The sequence below is a fragment of the Curtobacterium sp. MCBD17_021 genome (assembly GCF_003234525.1).
GTDB lineage: Bacteria > Actinomycetota > Actinomycetes > Actinomycetales > Microbacteriaceae > Curtobacterium.
The window spans coordinates 91,376-110,398 of record NZ_QKTS01000004.1 but is presented as its reverse complement, the minus strand read 5'-3'; the positions used below and the strand labels follow the sequence as shown (position 1 = coordinate 110,398).

Genomic DNA, 19,023 nt, shown 5'->3' with positions numbered 1-19,023 from the left:
CGACTCCCGTGCTCGACTGACCGCGCACGACCACCCGAAAGGACCGATCATGGCCGGACTCTCCCTCTCCAAGGGCAACAACCTCTCCCTCACCAAGACGAGCCCCGGGCTCACCGTGGCCACCGTCGGCCTCGGCTGGGACCCGCGCACGACCGCCGGCGAGGCCTTCGACCTCGACGCGTCGGCCCTCCTCGTCGGCGCGGACGGCAAGGTGCGCTCGGACGCGGACTTCATCTTCTACAACCAGCCGAAGAGCGCCGACGGCTCGGTCGAGCACAAGGGCGACAACCGCACCGGTCAGGGCGACGGTGACGACGAGCAGATCGTCATCGACCTGCAGACCCTGCCGGCCGACGTCGAGCGGGTCGTCGTGGTCGTCTCGATCGACCAGGGCGAGGCCCGCCGCCAGAACTTCGGGCAGGTGCGCAGCGCCTACTCGCGAGTGCTCGACCAGGAGGGCGCGGAGATCGTGCGCTTCGACCTGTCCGAGGACGCCGCTCCGGAGACCGCGATGATCTTCTCGGAGATCTACCGCAGCGGTGCCGAGTGGAAGTTCCGTGCCGTCGGGCAGGGCTACCAGTCCGGTCTCGCCGGTGTCGCGACCGACTTCGGCGTCCAGCTCGGCTGACGCCGATCGGTGCCCGGTCGGCCGCCTGGACGGCCGGGCACCACCTCCACCGGTACGAAGACCTCCGCTCCCCCCGAGCGCCCTCGCACCACGCAGCCGTCCCACCAGTCACAGGAGACCACCGATGCCCGGACCGCTCGCTCCGCCGGAGCCCACCGACCCGTCCCAGGACGCCCTCGTCCTCCGCGCTGCCGACGCCGCCGAGGTCGTCACCCCGGACGACGCCCCGGGGATGGTGCCCGTCGACGCCGAGCGGCAGTCGCAGATCGCCGCGCAGGCCCGGGAGTTCGTCGACGAGGTCGCGTCCCTCGACCCGCGGTCACCGGCGTTCACCGAGAAGGTGGACGGCATCAACGCCATCGCCGGTTCCGAGATCGCCCGCTCCGGCGGCTTCTCCTCACGGATGCTCGAGCGCTCGCAGTCGTCCGTGTCCGGCGCCAAGCGCTCCGGCGACGACGCGCAGGTGAAGGTGGCGACGACGCTCGGCGACCTGCGCTCCACGGTCGAGGACCTCACGCCGAACCAGGCCGACCTCAGCACGGGTCGGAAGATCCTCGGCATGATCCCGGGCGGCAACAAGCTCGCGAAGTACTTCCAGCGCTACGAGTCGGCGCAGACCCAGCTCGACAAGATCATCAAGTCGCTCATGGCCGGGCAGGACGAACTCCGCAAGGACAACGCGACCCTCGCCGACGAGAAGGTCCAGCTGTGGGAGACCATGCAGCAGCTGAGCGAGTACGCGGTGTTCGCGAAGGCCCTCGACGCGGCGACCGTCGCGAAGATCGAGGCCCTGCGCAACGGCGGCCGGGTCGACGAGGCGCAGAAGCTCGAGTCGGACGTGCTCTTCCCGGTGCGTCAGCGGCACCAGGACATCCTCACGCAGCTCGCCGTCTCGGTGCAGGGCTACCTGGCGATGGACCTCGTGCGGAAGAACAACACCGAGCTCATCAAGGGCGTCGAGCGTGCCCGCACGACGACGATCGCGGCGCTTCGCACGGCCGTCGTCGTGGCGCAGGCCTTGGCGAACCAGAAGATGGTCCTCGACCAGATCGACGCGGTGAACAACACCACCAACGCGATGATCCTGCAGACGAGCGAGATGCTGCGCGACCAGACCACCCGGATCCACGAGCAGGCGACGAACTCCGGCGTGAGCGTCGAGACCCTGCAGAAGGCGTTCGACAACGTCTTCCAGACGATGGACGCCATCGACTCCTTCCGGTCGCAGGCCGCGCAGAACATGTCCTCGACCGTGTCGGCGCTCGAGTCGGGCATCCAGCGCGCCAAGCCGTACCTGGAGCGTGCCCGACAGGGCGAGGGCGACCAGCGATCGGTCACGCGATGACGACCGCGGTCGGCTTCCGTGCGTGATCGTCTGCGCGCGCTGTTCGGCCGCGACGACGACGACCAGGACCACCGGGTCACCGATCCGGACGCGGAGACGCCGGCGTCGGCCGCTGCCGCCGCGGCGGCGCGGATCGACGTGCGCGGGTCCGGCGGGGCCGCGGACGACGCCGCTGCGGCAGCCGGGCTCGACGACCTCCGCGCCTACGTCCGAGCGGCCGGTGCCGAGCTGCCGACGGTCGTGTCATCACGGGTCCGGCACGTCGAGGACCTGTTGCGTGAGGCTGCCGGCACGGTGATCGCGCGCGGCGCATCGACCGAGCAGCGGTACCTCTTCCAGGCGATCGTCGACGACTACCTGCCCACGCCCGTCCGCACCTACCGGTCCCTCCCCGCGTCGGACCGGACCGCGGACAGCACCGCCACGGCGACCCTCGCCGGCCAACTCGACGTCGTCGCGGAGACGGTGGAGGACATGCACGAACAGATCAGGAGCGGCGCCATCGCCGAGCTCTCCTCGCACGGGCGGTTCCTGCGGGACCGCCTCGGCGAGGGCGACGAGGGCCTGCGCCTCCGCGGAGCGGGCTCGTGACGGGTCGGCTCGTCCCGGGAGCGAACGCCGCGATCACCGCGGAGAACCCGGGCCTCACGGCGGTCGTCGTCGGGATCTCCTGGGACCAGATCGCCAGCCGCGGTCCGTCCGCCGAGCTCGTCCCGGTCGCGATCGTCTGCGGTCCCGACGGACGCGTGCTCTCCGATGACGACCTGGTGTTCTTCAACCAGCTCGAGAGCGCCGACGCCTCGGTGCGGTACCTCGACGAGTCCGACCAGGAGGAGATCGACGTCGACCTCGCGTCGGTGCCGGACGCGGTCGACAAGATCGTCTTCGCGGTCTACCTCGACCCGGATCCGCGATCGCCGAAGGACCTCGGCTCGGTCCGCTCGATGACCGTGCGGGTCTGCGCCCCCGACGGCCGGGAGCTCGTCGTGTTCCCGCTGCCGTCCGAGCGCAACCACACCATCGACGCGGTCATCCTCGGCGAGCTCTACCGTCACCGCGCCGAGTGGAAGTTCCGCGCCGTCGGCCAGGGCTACACGACCGGGCTGACGGGACTGCGCACCGACCACGGCATCGGCCGCGCGCGATGACGACCGGGCACCCGTTCCTCCGCCGTCGCGTCCGTCCCACGCCGCCCGGCCAGGAGGCCCGCCCCACGTCGGTCGCGCCCGCCAGGACCGTCCTCCCCCTGCCCACGGGCGCCCCGGCGGGCACCGGGGTCACGGGGACCGGTGCGACGGGCAGCAGTGGCGCGAGCACGGGCGGCGGCGGGCTGAGTCTGTCCTTCGGTCGACCGGCCCCCGCCGCCTCCCCCGGGACGGCCACGCCGTCCGGCATCGGCACGACGGCCACCGCCGGTCCTCCGTCCGGGAACGGTCCGGCCCCCCGCGGCGGGACCGGGAGCGGGTCCGCGCCCGTCGCCGGTGCCGGTCCCTCGGACCGCGTCGCCCGTCGGCTGGCGCTCCGGGCCTCCCGGATCCGGCCCTTCCCCGCACCGGACCCACGCGACGTCCGCGTCCTCGACGCCGAGACGCCGGTCGTCCGCCTCGATCGCCGCCGCTCCGCGGTCGGGGCACTCCGCGTCACCGGCTCCACGAGCGCGGCCTGGGAGTCCGTCGACCGGGTGGTGGGTGCGAGGACCGTCGACGGTGCCACGGCCGGACGGTCGGTGACGACCCCCGGCAACCGCCCGCTCGTCGGGTACGACGATCGTGACGTCCTCGTCGCGCTCCGGCACGTCCGCGACCTCCGGCGCGCCCTCGTCATGGGTCGCGGTGCGGAGCGGCTCGTCGTCGCGCTGCACGACGGCACGACGCTCGCGGTCGACCCGGGCGACGCCGACACCACCGTGGTCCTCGCGCTCTCCGTCGTCGACGGCGAGGTCGAACTCCGGGCCGAGCCGTTCCCCCGTGCGTCCCACGACGGCGACGTCTTCGCCGCGTTCGGGTTCGTCCTGTCCGCCCCGACCGTCGGAGTCTGACCCGTGCGCCACTTCGCCAACACCACCGACCAGGAACCGCTGTTCCTCCGCCCACCCGAGGACGTCTCGCGGGACAGCGACCAGGACCTGCGAGCGGTGGCCCTCGGCGCGACGCTCTACACGCCGGGGATCCGGCCGGACCTCGTCCGCGACGTGCGCCGTCAGACGGAACTCGGTGCCGGCTCCATCGTGCTGTGCCTCGAGGACTCCGTCGCCGACGACGACCTGCCCCGGGCCGAGGCGAACGTCGAGACGGCGCTCCGGACACTGACCGAGCACCTCGACCCGTCGACGCTGCCGCAGTTGTTCCTGCGCGTCCGGACCCCCGACCACTTCGCGCGGCTCCTCGACCGCTTCGGCGACCGCGCCCTCGACGTGCTGAGCGGGATCGTCCTGCCGAAGTTCGAGAACGGTGACGGTGTCGGCGCCCGCTGGTTCGAGGTCCTCGACGCGGTGAACGCCAGCCGTGACGCTGCCCGGCGGCTGCTCGTCATGCCGATCCTGGAGTCCCCCGCGATCATGCACCGAGAGTCGCGCACCGAGGCCCTCGCCGACGTGCACGACCTGCTGCTCGACCGGCGGGCCGACGTCCTCGCGGTCCGCATCGGCGCGACCGACCTGTCGAGCGTCTACGGCCTGCGGCGCCCGTCGCACCTGACCGCGTACGACGTGCAGGTGCTCGCGTCCGTGATCGGCGACGTGGTGAACGTCCTCGGCCGCGCACAGGACGGCTTCGTCGTCTCCGGACCGGTGTGGGAGCACTACCCGGACTCCGACCGGGTGTTCCGCACGCAGCTCCGCACGACGCCGTTCCAGGAGGCCGGGGACCTGGCACTCCGCCGCCAGCTGCTCCTGGAGGGCTTCGACGGGCTGCTGCGCGAGGTGACCCTCGACCGGGCGAACGGCCTGACCGGCAAGACGGTCATCCACCCGCGCCACGTGCCGCTCGTGCACGCCATGTCGGTGGTGAGCGACGAGGAGTTCTCGGACGCCTCGGACGTGCTCGCGAACGCGACGGGCGGGGTCGCCGCCTCCCGGTACGGCAACAAGATGAACGAGATGAAACCGCACCACGCCTGGGCGGAGCGCACCATGCTCCGCGCCCGGGCGTTCGGTGTGGCCACCCCGGACGTGACCTACGTCGACCTGCTCGAGCGGAGCCTCCCGTGACCACGACCACGACCACGACCACGACCACGATGCCCACCCCGGCCGACCTCGGCGTCGCGCTCGTGGACGACGCCGACGGCGAGCTCGCCGTCCCGCTGTCGTCGCTCGTGCGGCTCGCGCTCCGCCGCAACCCGAAGCGGGCGCACCTGCTCGTGTCGACGGTGCTCGCGAAGCACGTGCCCACCGTGCCGGCCGTGGCGCTCCTGGCCGGGGAGGCGCTCGGTGCCCGCGTGGCCGACGTGCTCGACGGCGGCGCGCGCTTCGACGCCACCGCAGCGGCACGGTTCCGCGCGGTCCTCGACGCGCAGAACGGCGCCGACGTGACCCGGCCGGACGCCGACGCGCACGACACGCTGCACCGTGCCGCGACGACCCTCCGGACGGACCTGGCGTCGTCCCGTCCGACGCGCCCCGACGCCCTCGTGCTCGGGTTCGCGGAGACCGCGACCGCCCTCGGCGCGATGGTCGCCGAGACGCTCGGCGCCGCGACCCTGCACTCCACCCGGCACGAACTCGCCGGTGCGACCGCCGCCGCCGGCTTCGACGAAGCGCACTCCCACGCCACCGCCCACCGTCTGCTGCCGGCGCACGACGACTGGTTGCCGACGGACGGCACGGTCGTGCTCGTCGACGACGAGCTGAGCACCGGTGCGACGGCGCGCGCCACCATCCGCGCCCTCCACGCGATCGCGCCGCAGCGGCGGTGGGTGGTCGCCGCGCTCGTCGACCTCCGGTCCGACGCGGACGTCGCCGCGACCGAAGCCCTCGCCGTCGAGCTCGGCGCGCCGGTGGACGTCGTCGCGCTCGGCCGCGGCCGGGTGACGCTGCCGGCGGGCCTCACCGAGACCGCCGCGGACGTCGTCGCCACGCTGGCCACCCCGCTCGGTCCGGACACCGCGCCCGGCGGGGTCGTGTCGGACGGGAGGCCCGCTCCGGACCCGGCGCGCACCTCCCGTCCGGACGCGGTCACCGTGCTGACCGCAGCGCCGACCGCCGTGGACCGGAGGGGCACACCCGCATCGCGGGTCCGCACGCCACGCACCGACGTCGAGGGCACGGCCGCCGACCTCGCGGCCGTGCTCGGCGACGTACCGAGCCGGGTCCTCGTCCTCGGCACCGAGGAGCACATGGCGACGCCGCTCGCACTGGCGGACGCCCTCCGCCGTCGTAGCGGAGCCGACGTCCGGTCCTCCACGAGCACGCGCTCCCCCGTCGCCGTGCTCGACGACCCCGCATGGCCGATCCGGTCCGGTGTCCGCCACCGGTCACACGACGACAGCGTGGACGGTCCGGGCGAGCGGTACGCGTACAACGTGCGGGGGTTCGACGCGATCGTCGTCGTCCCGGAGCCCGGCACCGACCGGACCCGCCTGGAGGGCGCCGACGGGCTCCTCACGGCCCTGTCCGCCGTGACGCCGCACGTGGTGCTCGTGTCGAGTGCCCTCGACGCCGCCGACTCGGCGCGCGCCGACGCCCCCCAGCAACCGCGGCCGCTCATCGGTCCGTCCTTCGGGTCGTACGAGCCGGACGACGTCACCTGGTTGCTGCAGGACCTCGCCGACGCCGCCCTCGAGGCGGACACCGCCGACCGGGAGCGCGCGATCCAACTCGAGGGCGCGAACTACGCCGAGTCGCTGCCGGTCGAGTACGTGCCGTCCGAGGCGTACGAGGCGCTCTACCGCGACGCACTCGCCCGATCCGCCACCCGCATCGCCGAATCGGTGGGCGTCGTCACGGACCTCGTGCTGCGCGACCGGCCGCGCGCCGTCCTCGTCTCGCTCGCCCGGGCCGGCACCCCCGTCGGCATCCTCATGCGCCGGTGGGCCGCCGACCAGCGCGGCGTGCGTCTCCAGCACTACACGGCGAGCATCGTCCGGGGGGTCGGCATCGACGAGACCGCGCTCCGGTGGCTCGCGGCACACCACGACCCGGCGCAGGTCGTCTTCGTCGACGGGTGGACCGGCAAGGGCGCCATCACGCGCGAACTCACCGACGCGCTCGACCGCTTCGCGGCGTCCGACGGGGTCCGCTTCGGCGACGAGCTCGCCGTCCTCGCCGACCCGGCCGGTTGCACGCCGCTGCACGGCACGCGCGACGACTACCTCGTGCCGTCGGCCTGCCTCAACTCCACCGTCTCGGGCCTGGTCTCCCGGACGGTGTTCAACCGCGCCTGGACGCCCGAGGGGACCCTGCACGGCGCGAAGCAGTACCGCGAACTCGCCGATCGGGACCGCTCCCGGTCCTTCGTCGCGACGATCGCGGCCCGCTTCGACGCCGTGCGGCCGCGGGTCGACGCCGCCGTCGCCGCCGACGGCGGTCCTGCATCCCGCACGGTCGACTGGCGCGGCATGCGGACCGTCGAGGCGATCGGCGCCGAGTACGGCATCGAGGACCTGCACCTCGTCAAACCGGGGGTCGGTGAGACCACGAGGGTGCTGCTGCGCCGGGTGCCCTGGCAGGTGCTCGTCCGGGACCCGGACGACGTCGACATCGCGCACGTCGTCGCCCTCGCCCGGGAGCGCGGGGTGCCGGTCGTGGTCCGGCCCGACCTGTCCTACAGCTGCGTCGGGCTCATCCACCCGCTCGGGAGTCGGGTGAGTGAGCCCGCTGCCCCGACGACCGCGGCGCCAGCCGCGACGACCGGGGCCGGAGCATGAGCGCCCTCGTCGGGTTCGACCTCGACCGGACCGTCGTCTACTCCGCGGCCGCGCTGATGCTCGACGGTCCGGACGAGCAGGCCCCCTCCCTCGTCGTCACCGAGGTGTACCAGGGCCTGCCGCTGTCCTTCATGACCCGGACCGCCGAACGTGCCCTGGCGGACCTCGCCGCGCACGCCGTCGTCGTGCCCGTCACCACCAGGACCGTCGCGCAGTACCGACGGATCCACCTCCCGCTGCCCGAGACCGGATGGGCGGTCACCACGAACGGCGCCGTCGTGCTCCACGACGGCGAACCGGACGCCGCGTGGACCGAGACGCTCCGCGACGAGATCACGGACTCCTCGGCACCGCTGCCGGAGGTCGAACAGCGTCTGGCCTCGCACCTCCCGGCCGGAGCGGTCCTGCGCACCCGTCGGGCCGAGGACCTGTTCGTGTACGCCATCGTCGATCGCGCCGAGCTGCCGGCCGCGGCGGTCGAGTCGTTCGCCGCGGACCTCGCCGGCCTCGGGTGGCGGGTGTCCGTGCAGGGGCGGAAGCTCTACGCGGTCCCGATGCCGATCCGGAAGGAACGTGCCCTGGCGGCCGTGGCTGAACGGGTCGGCGCGACGAAGACCGTCGCTGCCGGGGACTCCCTGCTCGACCGGGAGATGCTCGCCTGGGCCGACGTCGCGATCCGGCCGGCGCACGGCGAGTTGCACGCCGTCGGGTGGACGGCACCGAACCTGACCGTCACCGCGGCCCAGGGCGTCCTGGCGGGCGAGGAGCTGATCGGCCTGGCAGCCGCGGCCGTGGCGGACCTGCCGGCACGCGCCTGAGCAGCAGGTGCCTCGGGCTCGCCCCCGATGCCGAGGACGACGACCGCGTCCGCCGCGGACCGTTGGGGTCCGGAGCGGACCCGGGCGACCGTGCCGGTCCGGAACGACGAACGGGCGGCCCTCCCGGAGGAGGACCGCCCGTTCGTCAGCGCGCTGGCTGCTTACTTGCTGAAGCCCTTGAAGCGCTGGTTGAACTTCTCGACGCGACCGGCCGAGTCGAGGATGCGCTGCTTGCCCGTGTAGAACGGGTGCGACGCGGACGAGATCTCGACGTCGATGACCGGGTAGGTCGCACCGTCGAGCTCGATGGTCTTGTCGCTGTTCGCGGTCGAACGCGTCAGGAACGTCTCACCGGAAGCCAGGTCACGGAAGACGATGGCGCGGTACTCGGGGTGGGTGTCGGTCTTCATGGGGATTCCTCGGTGGATCGCGATGACGGAAGATGGGAAGTCGGTGGCGGACGCCAGCCGTCCACGTTACCAGACGGCGGGACGGATCGGGAGCGCCGGGTTCGGGCGTGTCAGGCCGCGCGGGCGGTCCAGCGCCCGGAGTCCTTCGACACCGTGAGCTCGACGCCGAAGGCGGTGGTGAGGGTCTCGGCGGTCAGGACCTCGTCGATCGGGCCGGACGCCTGCACGTGGCCGTCGGACAGGACCAGGGCGTGCGTGAAGCCCGCGGGGATCTCCTCGACGTGGTGGGTGACGATGACGATCGCCGGCGAGTCCTCGCTCTGCGCGTAGCCGCCGAGGGTGCGCACGAGGCTCTCACGGGCACCGAGGTCGAGCGAGGCGGCCGGCTCGTCGAGGAACAGCACCTCGGGGTCGGTCATCACGGCTCGGGCGATCTGCACACGCTTCTGCTCGCCGTCGCTCAGCTCGCCGAACGTCCGGTCGGTGAAGGCGCCGAGACCCCACTCCTCGAGCACGCGCTGCGCCCGGCGGACGTCGAGCTCCTCGTACTCCTCGTTCCAGCGTCCCGTGACCGAGTACGCGGCGGTGAGCACGACGTCGATGATCTTCTCGGTCACCGGGATCCGGCGGGCCAGGGCCGTCGACGCGAAGCCGATCCGCGGTCGGAGATCGAACAGGTCCGCGCCGCCGAGTCCGGTGCCGAGCACCTCGACCTCACCCGAGGTCGGGAAGGTCTGCGCGCCCGCGACCTGCAGGAGCGTGGTCTTGCCGGCACCGTTGGCACCGAGCACCACCCAGCGCTCGTCGTCCTGCACCTCCCACGAGATCCCGTCGAGGATGGTGGCCCCGTTGCGGACCACGGAGACGTCTGACAAGCGCACGACCGAGGGCATGTCCTCAGCCTACGCGAGGGGCGTCCGCTCCCCCGTCAGCGCCGCGCTCGAGGCGCAGGACCGGGACGGCCTGGAGGCCCGGTGCCGGTCGCGTGGACCGGCACCGGGCCTCCAGACCGTCGTCCGTGTGCCGTCAGCGGCCGGCGAGGACCTCGTCGTAGACAGCGCGGGTCTTCGTGGCGATGGCGCCCCAGGTGAACTCGCTCTCGACACGCAGACGGCCGGCGCGGCCCATGAGCTTCGCCAGCCCGAGGTCGTCGAGCACCTCGTTGAGGGTCGCCGCGAGGTCGGCCACGTACTGCTCCGGGTTCGTCGGGGTGCCGGTGCCGTCGGTCGCCTGGTCGATCGGCACGATGCGACCCGTCAAGCCGTCGGCGACGACCTCGGGGATCCCGCCGGTCTTCGTGCCGACCACGGGGATGCCGCAGGCCATGGCCTCGAGGTTCACGATGCCGAGCGGCTCGTAGATCGACGGGCAGACGAACACCGTCGCGCTCGAGAGCACGTGCACGATCTCGCGGTGCTCGAGCATCCGGTCGATCCAGATCACGCCGTTCCGGCGGGTCCGGAGGTCCTCGACGAGGCCGGTCACCTCGGCCAGGATCTCGGGTGTGTCCGGCGCGCCGGCGCAGAGCACAACCTGGACGTCCTCGGGCAGCGAAGCCACCGCGCGGAGCAGGTACGGCAGTCCCTTCTGCCGGGTGATGCGGCCGACGAAGACGACGCTCGGACGGTCCGGGTCGATGCCGAGCGCACGGACGGCGTCGTCGTCGCGCTCGGGCTTCCAGTCGTCGATGTCGATGCCGTTGTAGACCACCTTCACGCGGTCCGGGTCGATCGACGGGTACGAGCGGAGGATGTCCGCGCGCATCGCCTTCGACACCGCGACGACGCCGTCGGCGTTCGTGAAGGCCTCGCGCTCCATCCAGCTCGACAGGCGGTACCCGCCGCCGAGCTGCTCGGCCTTCCACGGGCGGAGCGGCTCCAGACTGTGCGCGGTGACGACGTGCGGGATGCCGTGCGTCAACTGCGCCAACCGGCCCGCGGAGTTCGCGTACCAGGTGTGCGAGTGCACGAGGTCCGCGCCCTCGACGTCGGCGGCGATCTGCACGTCGGTGCCGAGCGCCTGCAGCGCCCCGTTCGCCTGCTCGAGGCCCGCGGGCGTGCGGTAGGCCGACACGCCCTCCTCGTCGCGGGACCCGCCGAACGCGCGGACTCGGACGTCGGTGTCCGTTCCCGACCGCAGCGCCGCGGTCAACTGGGCAACGTGGACACCGGCTCCGCCGTACACCTCTGGCGGATACTCCCTGGTCAGTAGATCGACTCGCACGCGTTCACGGTAACGGTTTCCCAGTGCTGACGCCTACTGTGAACGACATGGCAACGAAGAAGGTATTCGGCATCGTCCTCGCCGGCGGCGAGGGCAAACGACTCATGCCGCTCACCGCGGACCGTGCGAAGCCGGCCGTGCCGTTCGGTGGGAACTTCCGCCTCGTGGACTTCGCGCTGTCGAACCTGGTCAACTCCGGGCTCCAGCGGATCGTCGTCCTGACGCAGTACAAGTCGCACTCGCTGGACCGGCACGTCTCGCAGACCTGGCGCATGGAAGGGCTGCTCGGCTCCTACGTCGCCTCGGTCCCCGCGCAGCAGCGGCTCGGCAAGCGGTGGTTCGCCGGTTCCGCCGACGCGATCCTGCAGTCCCTCAACCTGATGCGTGACGAGCGACCCGACATCGTCGTCGTGGTCGGCGCTGACCACGTGTACCGGATGGACTTCTCCCAGATGGTGGAGGCGCACATCGCCTCGGGCCGCAGCGCCACCGTCGCCGCGATCCGGCAGCCCATCGAACTGGCCGACCAGTTCGGCGTCATCAAGGTGGACGACGCCGACCCGACGCGCATCGAGGCCTTCCTCGAGAAGCCGAAGGACGCCACCGGCCTGCCGGACTCACCCGGCGAGGTCCTCGCCTCGATGGGCAACTACGTCTTCGACGCCGACGCCCTCGTCGACGCGGTGCTCCGCGACGGGCAGATCGAGACGTCGAACCACGACATGGGCGGCGACATCATCCCGGACTTCGTCGCGCGCGGCGACGCCGGCGTGTACGACCTGCAGCGCAACGAGGTGCCGGGGTCGAACGACCGCGACAAGTACTACTGGCGCGACGTGGGCACGATCGACTCGTTCTTCGACGCGCACATGGACCTCATCGCCCCGGTGCCCGTCTTCAACCTGTACAACCAGGACTGGCCGATCTTCAACCAGCAGACGAACCTGCCGCCGGCGAAGTTCGTGCGCGACGCGAACGGGAACACCGGCGCGACGGTCGACTCCATCGTGTCGCTCGGCTGTCTGCTCTCCGGCGCACAGGTCGAGCGCAGTGTCATCGGCCCCTGGGCCACGATCGATTCGCAGGCGAAGGTCCTCGACTCGATCGTGTTCGAGCGCGCGACCATCGGTGCCGGCTCGATCGTGAACCGGGCGATCCTCGACAAGGACGTCGTCCTCGCACCCGGTGCCTCCGTCGGACTCGACCGCGAAGCCGACGAGGCCCGTGGGTTCACCGTCACCGACTCGGGCATCACCGTCGTCGGCAAGGGCGTGCGCGTCGAGGCCTGACCCGTCAGGCCGGAGCTGCCGGCCCCCCGCGGACACGACCCCGTCGCCCCGGTCCGGGCGGCGGGGACGTCGTTCGTCCGGGCGTCCGGGTCGAGCAGTGTCGATCCAGCCCGCTCGGTGTCGGCCCCGCTCGCGCCACGGCCACGAGCGTCGCCCGGTGTCCGCCCCGCTGCGTCACACGGCCCGTCCTCCCGCTACCGTGGTCGGGTGCCGCGCTTCCTCGTCGTCCTCGATGCCGACTCGACCCTGCTCGAGGACGAGGTCATCGAACTCCTCGCCGACGCCGCCGGGACCCGGGCGCGCGTGCAGGCCGTCACCGAACGGGCGATGCGCGGTGAGATCGACTTCGCGGCGAGCCTCCGCGAGCGGGTGGCGACGCTGGCGGGCCTCCCGGTCGAGGTGTTCGCCCGTGCGCAGCAGGCGGTCCGGGTCACCGCGGGGGCCGATGCCCTCGTCCGGGGCGTGCACGCCGCGGGCGGTACGGTCGGTGTCGTCTCGGGCGGGTTCCACGAGGTGCTCGACCCGTTCGCCGCAACCCTCGGGCTCGACCACTGTCGGGCGAACCGGCTCGAGGTGCGGGACGGCGTCCTGACCGGGCTGGTGCTCGGCGACGTCGTGGACGCCGCAGCGAAGGCGGGGGCGCTCCAGGAGTGGGCGGCCGACGACGGCGTCGGGCCCGATCGCACGGTCGCGGTGGGCGACGGTGCGAACGACCTGGGGATGATGGGCGTCGCCGCACTGTCGGTCGCGTTCGACGCGAAGCCCCTCGTCCGCGCCCAGGCGGACCTGGCCGTCGTCGACCGCGACCTGTCCGTCGTGCTCGCGGCGCTCGGCCTGCGCGGCTGACCGCCAGCCGGCCGACCGGCTGTCAGCGCGTCAGTGCCCCATACCGAGTCCGCCGTCGACCGGGATGACCGCGCCCGAGATGTACCCGGCACCGTCCCCGGCCAGGAACAGCGTCGCCTCCGCGACGTCGTCGACGCTGCCGTACCGTGCCGCCGGGATCGCCTTCTTGAACTCCGCCTGCAGCTCGTCGGACAGCGCTGCCGTCATGTCAGTCTGGATGAAGCCCGGCGCCACGACGTTGGCCGTGATGCCGCGCGAGCCGAGCTCCCGCGTGATCGAGCGGGCCATGCCGACCAGTGCGGCCTTGGACGAGGCGTAGTTCACCTGTCCGACCTGCCCGTACGCGCCCACGACACTCGACATCAGGACGATGCGGCCGAACTTCGCCTTCATCATCCCCTTCGTCGCGCGCTTCACCACGCGGAACGTGCCGGTGAGGTTGGTGTCCACCACGCTCGTGAAGTCCTCCTCCGACATGCGGAGCAGGAGCTGGTCGTTCGTGATGCCCGCGTTCGCCACGAGGACCTCGACCGGGCCGAGGGCGGCCTCCACCTGCGAGAACGCCGCGTCGACGGAGGCCGTGTCGGTGATGTCGGCCTGCACCGTGAGTGCTCCCTCGGGTCCGCCCTGACCGCTGCGCGACGTCACGGCCACCCGGTGACCGGCTGCGACGAACCGCTCGGCCAACGCGTGGCCGATGCCGCGGTTGCCGCCGGTGATGAGGACGGTACGGGGGGTGGTCATGGTCGCTCCGTTCGCTGGTGGTCGCTGGCACCTCCGGACGTCGGCCCGGACACGCCCGCACGAGCCTACCGGTGCGCTCCCGGCGAACGGCCGGTGCCCGCAGCGCCTCCCGGATGTCGCACCCCGGGCGTAAACTGGAGGCCGGCAGACGGAGACCCCACCGCATGAACCGCAAGACGCAGAGCACGCAGCGCATCCAGCTCCAGCGCGCGACCCCGGAGCACGTCACCGCGCGTCCGATGGCCGCGCAGAACGTGACGACCCTCCCGGACAACCCCGAGATCGACCGCGCGCACCGCCTCTCCCGCTACGTCTGGCAGATGGCCTTCCGCGTGGTCTGCTTCGTCGCCGCGGTGCTCATCTGGAGTGCCTGGCACACCTGGATCGCGGTCGTGCCGATCCTCGCCGCGGCCGTCGTGCCGTGGGTGGCGGTCGTGCTCGCGAACGCCGGCAACCGGACCGGCGGAGACGTGGTCCGTCCCGGCGGGGCGATCGAGCTGTACGACGCGGTCGACCCACGGATCCGCGACGAGCAGGAGGAAGCCAGGGCCCAGGCGTACCGCTCCGAGCAGGAGCGTCTCCGTGACGAGGCGCAGCGGGCACAGGAGGACTGGCAGCGGAACGGCGACCGCTCCCGCGTCTGGCCGACCAGGAACGGCAGCCGCCGCTGATGGGAGCGACGTTCGACCTGTTCACCGAACCCGGCGCGACGCCGATCTGCTCACGTGCCGGGTGCAGGTCGACGGCCGCGTGGCGGGTGAACTGGCGCAATCCACGCATCCACGCCGCCGACCGCGTGAAGATCTGGGCTGCCTGCGACGAGCACTGCGGTTTCCTCGCCGACTACCTCCGGTCGCGCTCCTTCCCCGTCCGCGTCACGGGCATCGACGAGGACGTCGAAGCCCTCGACGACCCCGCCGCCCGCGTCGCGGGTGAGGGGCGATGACGGACGGCTTCGACCCCGGTTCCCGGTACGGTCGTCGTCACGCGGAGCGACTCCGCCGGGCCGCTGCGCGCGACGACGACTCCGACACCACCGTCGGACGACACCCTGACGACCGGGTCGTCGGCTGGGGGTTCGTCCGGAGCCGTCGATGGCTCGGCTACTTCGCCATCGCCGTCGCGTTCGCGATCGTGTGTGCGCTGTTCGGCATGTGGCAGTGGGACCGTCGCAACGAAGCCGTCCGCCAGAACGCCCAGATCGCCGCCAACTACGACCACGCCCCCGTCCCGGTCGACGGCGTCCTGCCCCGTGCCGGTACCTGGAGCGACGACCTCACGTGGCTGCGTGTCAGCGTCACCGGCCGGTACGACGCCGACCACCAGCTGCTCGTCCGGAACCGGGTGCACAACGGTCAGCCCGGCTTCGAGGTCCTCACACCGCTCGTCACCGCTGACGGCCGCGCGTTCGTCGTCGACCGGGGGTGGGTGCCGACCGGCAACCGTCAGGACAGCCCCGACAGTGTCCCGGCTCCCCCGAGCGGCACCGTCACCGTCGTGGTCCGGCTGCAGGAGTCCGAGCCGCGCATCCCCGGGCGCAGCGACCCGGCGGACTCCGACCAGGTGCAGTCCGTCACCCTCGCCGACGTCGCCGACAAGGCGGGGCATCCGATCTGGACCGGCGCGTACGGCCAGCTCGACAGCGAGTCCCCCGCTCCGACCGAGGCACGACCGCTGGGCTGGGAGCGGCCGAGCGCCGACACCGGCCTGCACCTCAGTTACTTCATCCAGTGGTTCCTCTTCGCGGTCGGCGGGTTCGGCTTCCTCGCCTACGTGATGGTGCAGGAGTACCGGAACCTCAACCAGGACGACCCCGAGGAACGCGAGCGCGCCCTCGACCGGCAGCGGCGCAAGGACGCCAAGCCGAAGTCCGACGCCGAGGTCGAGGACGAACTGCTCGAGTCGCGGCGCTGATCGGCGGACGAGGCTGACGGAGCGCCCCACGGAGCGAACGGACGGGAGGCCCGTGGCGGTGTCGCCACGGGCCTCCCGTCCGCCGCCTGACGGCCTACGCGAGCTCGATGAGCTCCGCGTACTCCTTGTTCCAGTGGTCCTCGGTGCCGTCCGGGAGCAGCAGGACACGCTCCGGGTTGAGCGCCTCGACGGCACCCGCGTCGTGCGAGACGAGGACGACGGCGCCCTCGTAGCCGGCCAGCGCACCGAGGATCTCCTCGCGCGACGCCGGGTCGAGGTTGTTCGTCGGCTCGTCGAGGAGGAGCACGTTCGCGCCGGACACGACGATCATCGCCAGTGACAGGCGGGTCTTCTCGCCACCGGAGAGGACCCCGGCCTTCTTGTAGCCGTCGTCACCGGTGAACAGGAACGACCCGAGGACGCGTCGGGCCTCGGTCTCGTTGAGCTCCGTCGACGCCGACACCATGTTCTCGATGACGGTCCGGTTGACGTCGATGTTCTCGTGCTCCTGGGCGTAGTAGCCGATGCGCAGGCCGTGCCCGGGCTGCACTTCGCCCGTGTCCGGCTGGTCCGCGCCCGCGAGGATGCGGAGCAGCGTCGTCTTGCCGGCACCGTTGAAGCCGAGGATGACGACGCGCGAGCCGCGGTCGATCGCCAGGTCGACGCCGGCGAAGATCTCGAGCGACCCGTAGGACTTCGACAGCCCCTCGGCCATGAGCGGGGTGCGCCCGCAGGAGACCGGCGTCGGGAAGCGCAGCTTGGCGACCCGGTCGGCGACGCGCTCGTCCTCGAGGCCGGCGAGCAGCTTGTCGGCTCGCGCGACCATCTGGTGCGCCGCCGCGGCCTTCGACGCCTTCGCACCGAAGCGCGCGGCCTGGTCCTTCAGCGTCGCGGCCTTCTTCTCGGCGTTGGCGCGTTCCTTGCGGCGGCGCTCCTCGTCGGCGACGCGCTGCCGCTGGTACAGCTTCCAGCCCATGTTGTAGATGTCGATCGTCTGACGGTTCGCGTCGAGGTAGAACACGCGGTTCACGACCTCGTCGACGAGTTCGACGTCGTGGGAGATGACGATGACGCCGCCGGCGTAGGTCTTGAGGTGCTCCCGGAGCCACACCACCGAGTCGGCGTCGAGGTGGTTCGTCGGCTCGTCGAGGATCATCGTGTCCGCGTCGGAGAACAGGATGCGCGCGAGCTCGATGCGGCGGCGCTGTCCACCGGACAGGGTCTTCAGCTGCTGGTCGAGGATCCGGTCCGGCAGCTTGAGGTTGGAGGCGATCGACGCCGCCTCGGCCTCGGCCGCGTAGCCCCCCAGCGCGTTGAACTCGTCGTCCAGGCGGGAGTACCGCTTCATCGCCTTCTCGGCGACGACCGGGTCCTCGCTGGCCATGTCGAGCGTCGCCTTGCGGATGCCGTCGACCAGTTCACCGAGGCCGCGGGCGTCGAGGATGCGCTTCCGAGCGGTGTCCTCGGGATTCCCGGACCGCGGGTCCTGCGGCAGGTAGCCGATCTCGCCGGATCGGTCGATCTTGCCACCGGTGGGAGTGCTCTCCCCCGCCAGTGCCTTGGTCATGGTGGTCTTCCCGGCGCCGTTCCGGCCGACGAGGCCGATCTTGTCACCCCGCTCGACGCGGAAGGACACGTTCTCCATCAGGAGGCGAGCCCCGACGCGGATCTCGAGGTCGTGCACGGCAAGCACAGAGGTCGTCCAATCAGTTGGTGGATGTGCACAACGGTGTGTGCGAGAGGTGCACCGCTACGCTGACGGGACCGATGGTCCGAAACGGACCAGCAGTCCATTCTAGGAGAATCCATGACGAACGCCACCGGGTTCGCTCCCCGCGCAGTCCTCGCCGACCGTCTGCGGACGCACGGCCTCGCCACCGATGCCGCGCTCGTCGCCGGAGGCGCGCTGTTCACCGCCGCGCTCGCGCAGGTCGAGGTCCCGATGTGGCCGGTCCCCGTCACCGGTCAGACCCTGGCCGTCGTCCTCGTCGGCGCGACCCTCGGAGCTCGCCGCGGTGTGCTCTCGATGCTCGTCTACGCGATCGTCGGACTCGCCGGTGCCCCGTTCTTCGCCGACGCGCAGGGCGGCCTGCAGGCCCTCACCCTGCCGAGCTTCGGCTACGTCATCGGCTTCATCCCCGCCGCGGGGCTCATCGGGTGGCTCGCCCGCCGCAACTGGGACCGCAAGGTGGGACGCGCCGTGGTCGCGTTCACGCTCGCCAGCGCGGTGCCGTTCGTGACCGGGCTGCCCTACCTCGCCGTCGCGCTCGGTCAGCTCGGCCTCCCGAACGACCTGCAGGCGGTCCTGGCGGCGGGCCTGTACCCGTTCATCGTCGGTGGCATCGCCAAGGCGCTCATCGCCGCGGGCGTGCTGCCCCTGATCTGGAAGGCCGTCGGCCGCCGCTGACCCCGCACGCTCCGCACGAAGGCCCCGCACCGACAGGCTGCGGGGCCCTCGTGCGTGCTGGGCGTCCGTGGCCACTCCCCACCGCCACGCGCGCCAGGCGTGCCTGACCCCGACCACGTGACGCAGGCGCCCGCGGGACGACGGACGGGAGGCCCGGTACCCACTGGTACCGGGCCTCCCGTCCGTCGTGTGGTGGCGTGGGCTAGATCGAGAACCCGAGCGCCCGCATCATCTCGCGACCGTCGTCGGTGATCCGCTCCGGACCCCATGGTGGCATCCAGACCCAGTTGATGCGGAACGCGTCGACGATGCCGTCGAGGGCGTTCGCGGTGTCGTTCTCGATGACGTCGGTCAACGGGCAGCCGGCGCTCGTCAGTGTCATGCTGATGATGAGCGCGCTCGCCTCGTCGTCCCAGGCCAGGTCGTAGATGAGCCCGAGGTCGACGATGTTGACGCCGAGTTCCGGGTCCTGGACCTCCTTGAGGCCCTCGACGACCTCGTCGAACTTCTCGGGGGCGAGTGTGGTGATCATCG

20 protein-coding genes are annotated in these 19,023 nt (G+C 72.0%); 14 read left to right on the top strand and 6 right to left on the bottom strand.

Annotation, left to right across the window (positions count from 1 at the left end):
* The first annotated feature begins 49 nt into the window (after positions 1 to 49).
* From DEI83_RS05515 to DEI83_RS05480, 8 genes are all read left to right on the top strand, one after another.
* The gene (locus tag DEI83_RS05515) at positions 50 to 628 is read left to right on the top strand and encodes a TerD family protein (RefSeq protein ID WP_111080783.1); all 579 of its coding nucleotides are present in this window, start codon (positions 50 to 52) and stop codon (positions 626 to 628) included.
* Positions 629 to 752: 124 nt separating this feature from the next.
* On the top strand, positions 753 to 1,973 hold the full coding sequence (locus DEI83_RS05510; protein ID WP_111080782.1) for a toxic anion resistance protein: 1,221 nt from the start codon (positions 753 to 755) through the stop codon (positions 1,971 to 1,973).
* A gap of 18 nt (positions 1,974 to 1,991) precedes the next feature.
* Positions 1,992 to 2,564, top strand: coding sequence for a hypothetical protein (locus DEI83_RS05505; protein ID WP_111080781.1), 573 nt, complete (start codon positions 1,992 to 1,994; stop codon positions 2,562 to 2,564).
* Positions 2,561 to 3,121, top strand: coding sequence for a TerD family protein (locus tag DEI83_RS05500; RefSeq protein ID WP_111080780.1), 561 nt, complete (start codon positions 2,561 to 2,563; stop codon positions 3,119 to 3,121). Before DEI83_RS05505 ends, DEI83_RS05500 begins: the two co-directional genes overlap by 4 nt.
* Positions 3,118 to 4,011: a hypothetical protein gene (locus DEI83_RS05495; RefSeq protein WP_111080779.1), complete on the top strand. Its 894-nt coding sequence runs from the start codon at positions 3,118 to 3,120 to the stop codon at positions 4,009 to 4,011. Before DEI83_RS05500 ends, DEI83_RS05495 begins: the two co-directional genes overlap by 4 nt.
* Positions 4,012 to 4,014: 3 nt before the next feature.
* A complete protein-coding gene (locus tag DEI83_RS05490; protein WP_111080778.1) occupies positions 4,015 to 5,181 on the top strand; it encodes an HpcH/HpaI aldolase/citrate lyase family protein in 1,167 nt (388 codons plus the stop codon).
* Positions 5,178 to 7,838 carry a phosphoribosyltransferase domain-containing protein gene (locus tag DEI83_RS05485; RefSeq protein WP_111080777.1) on the top strand — a complete coding sequence of 887 codons (2,661 nt, stop codon included), beginning with the start codon at positions 5,178 to 5,180 and terminating at the stop codon, positions 7,836 to 7,838. The genes DEI83_RS05490 and DEI83_RS05485 overlap by 4 nt, the downstream gene beginning before the upstream one ends.
* Positions 7,835 to 8,656, top strand: coding sequence for an HAD family hydrolase (locus tag DEI83_RS05480; protein ID WP_111080776.1), 822 nt, complete (start codon positions 7,835 to 7,837; stop codon positions 8,654 to 8,656). The genes DEI83_RS05485 and DEI83_RS05480 overlap by 4 nt, the downstream gene beginning before the upstream one ends.
* Before the next feature lie 161 nt (positions 8,657 to 8,817).
* On the opposite strand, the gene DEI83_RS05475 is transcribed toward DEI83_RS05480, so the two are convergent.
* From DEI83_RS05475 to glgA, 3 genes are all read right to left on the bottom strand, one after another.
* Positions 8,818 to 9,066, bottom strand: coding sequence for a type B 50S ribosomal protein L31 (locus DEI83_RS05475; protein WP_017887280.1), 249 nt, complete (start codon positions 9,064 to 9,066; stop codon positions 8,818 to 8,820).
* Positions 9,067 to 9,176: 110 nt separating this feature from the next.
* On the bottom strand, positions 9,177 to 9,959 hold the full coding sequence (locus DEI83_RS05470; RefSeq protein WP_111080775.1) for an ABC transporter ATP-binding protein: 783 nt from the start codon (positions 9,957 to 9,959) through the stop codon (positions 9,177 to 9,179).
* 133 nt (positions 9,960 to 10,092) lie between these two features.
* The gene (glgA, locus tag DEI83_RS05465; RefSeq protein ID WP_111080774.1) at positions 10,093 to 11,289 is read right to left on the bottom strand and encodes a glycogen synthase; all 1,197 of its coding nucleotides are present in this window, start codon (positions 11,287 to 11,289) and stop codon (positions 10,093 to 10,095) included.
* A gap of 47 nt (positions 11,290 to 11,336) precedes the next feature.
* On the opposite strand from glgA, the gene glgC reads away from it, so the two are divergent.
* Together glgC and serB are read left to right on the top strand one after the other, a co-directional pair.
* The gene (gene glgC, locus DEI83_RS05460; RefSeq protein ID WP_111080773.1) at positions 11,337 to 12,578 is read left to right on the top strand and encodes a glucose-1-phosphate adenylyltransferase; all 1,242 of its coding nucleotides are present in this window, start codon (positions 11,337 to 11,339) and stop codon (positions 12,576 to 12,578) included.
* Positions 12,579 to 12,785: 207 nt separating this feature from the next.
* On the top strand, positions 12,786 to 13,424 hold the full coding sequence (gene serB / locus DEI83_RS05455) for a phosphoserine phosphatase SerB (RefSeq protein ID WP_111080772.1): 639 nt from the start codon (positions 12,786 to 12,788) through the stop codon (positions 13,422 to 13,424).
* Between the two features lie 30 nt (positions 13,425 to 13,454).
* Here the strand turns inward: serB and fabG are convergent, their stop codons facing one another.
* Positions 13,455 to 14,168 (bottom strand): 3-oxoacyl-ACP reductase FabG, encoded by a 714-nt coding sequence (fabG, locus tag DEI83_RS05450; RefSeq protein WP_111080771.1) that lies wholly within the window; start codon positions 14,166 to 14,168, stop codon positions 13,455 to 13,457.
* A 164-nt stretch (positions 14,169 to 14,332) separates the two neighbouring features.
* Here fabG and DEI83_RS05445 point away from each other — a divergent pair, with 164 nt between their 5' ends.
* From DEI83_RS05445 to DEI83_RS05435, 3 genes are read left to right on the top strand one after another with little or no spacing between them, the layout of a single operon-like run.
* The gene (locus DEI83_RS05445) at positions 14,333 to 14,839 is read left to right on the top strand and encodes a DUF3099 domain-containing protein (protein ID WP_181431079.1); all 507 of its coding nucleotides are present in this window, start codon (positions 14,333 to 14,335) and stop codon (positions 14,837 to 14,839) included.
* Positions 14,839 to 15,114: a hypothetical protein gene (locus DEI83_RS05440; RefSeq protein ID WP_111080769.1), complete on the top strand. Its 276-nt coding sequence runs from the start codon at positions 14,839 to 14,841 to the stop codon at positions 15,112 to 15,114. The genes DEI83_RS05445 and DEI83_RS05440 overlap by 1 nt, the downstream gene beginning before the upstream one ends.
* Positions 15,111 to 16,082 carry an SURF1 family protein gene (locus DEI83_RS05435; RefSeq protein ID WP_111080768.1) on the top strand — a complete coding sequence of 324 codons (972 nt, stop codon included), beginning with the start codon at positions 15,111 to 15,113 and terminating at the stop codon, positions 16,080 to 16,082. The genes DEI83_RS05440 and DEI83_RS05435 overlap by 4 nt, the downstream gene beginning before the upstream one ends.
* Before the next feature lie 94 nt (positions 16,083 to 16,176).
* Here the strand turns inward: DEI83_RS05435 and DEI83_RS05430 are convergent, their stop codons facing one another.
* Entirely contained in the window at positions 16,177 to 17,775 is a 1,599-nt protein-coding gene (locus DEI83_RS05430) for an ABC-F family ATP-binding cassette domain-containing protein (RefSeq protein WP_111080767.1), read from the bottom strand.
* Between the two features lie 114 nt (positions 17,776 to 17,889).
* Between DEI83_RS05430 and DEI83_RS05425 the strand changes: the two genes are divergently transcribed.
* Complete coding sequence (locus DEI83_RS05425; RefSeq protein ID WP_111080766.1) at positions 17,890 to 18,489, top strand: biotin transporter BioY; 600 nt, start codon at positions 17,890 to 17,892, stop codon at positions 18,487 to 18,489.
* A gap of 202 nt (positions 18,490 to 18,691) precedes the next feature.
* On the opposite strand, the gene DEI83_RS05420 is transcribed toward DEI83_RS05425, so the two are convergent.
* A complete protein-coding gene (locus DEI83_RS05420; RefSeq protein ID WP_110825214.1) occupies positions 18,692 to 19,021 on the bottom strand; it encodes a metal-sulfur cluster assembly factor in 330 nt (109 codons plus the stop codon).
* Positions 19,022 to 19,023: the final 2 nt, after the last annotated feature.

Bases quoted from the DNA above. Each gene is read 5' to 3' on its own strand.
- DEI83_RS05470 (WP_111080775.1), bottom strand. From the start codon at position 9,959: ATGCCCTCGGTCGTGCGCTTGTCAGACGTCTCCGTGGTCCGCAACGGG.
- DEI83_RS05515 (WP_111080783.1), top strand. From the start codon at position 50: ATGGCCGGACTCTCCCTCTCCAAGGGCAACAACCTCTCCCTCACCAAG.
- DEI83_RS05495 (WP_111080779.1), top strand. From the start codon at position 3,118: ATGACGACCGGGCACCCGTTCCTCCGCCGTCGCGTCCGTCCCACGCCG.
- DEI83_RS05480 (WP_111080776.1), top strand. From the start codon at position 7,835: ATGAGCGCCCTCGTCGGGTTCGACCTCGACCGGACCGTCGTCTACTCC.
- DEI83_RS05510 (WP_111080782.1), top strand. From the start codon at position 753: ATGCCCGGACCGCTCGCTCCGCCGGAGCCCACCGACCCGTCCCAGGAC.
- DEI83_RS05445 (WP_181431079.1), top strand. From the start codon at position 14,333: ATGAACCGCAAGACGCAGAGCACGCAGCGCATCCAGCTCCAGCGCGCG.
- DEI83_RS05475 (WP_017887280.1), bottom strand. From the start codon at position 9,066: ATGAAGACCGACACCCACCCCGAGTACCGCGCCATCGTCTTCCGTGAC.
- glgC (WP_111080773.1), top strand. From the start codon at position 11,337: ATGGCAACGAAGAAGGTATTCGGCATCGTCCTCGCCGGCGGCGAGGGC.
- DEI83_RS05440 (WP_111080769.1), top strand. From the start codon at position 14,839: ATGGGAGCGACGTTCGACCTGTTCACCGAACCCGGCGCGACGCCGATC.
- DEI83_RS05425 (WP_111080766.1), top strand. From the start codon at position 17,890: ATGACGAACGCCACCGGGTTCGCTCCCCGCGCAGTCCTCGCCGACCGT.
- DEI83_RS05435 (WP_111080768.1), top strand. From the start codon at position 15,111: ATGACGGACGGCTTCGACCCCGGTTCCCGGTACGGTCGTCGTCACGCG.
- fabG (WP_111080771.1), bottom strand. From the start codon at position 14,168: ATGACCACCCCCCGTACCGTCCTCATCACCGGCGGCAACCGCGGCATC.
- DEI83_RS05420 (WP_110825214.1), bottom strand. From the start codon at position 19,021: ATGATCACCACACTCGCCCCCGAGAAGTTCGACGAGGTCGTCGAGGGC.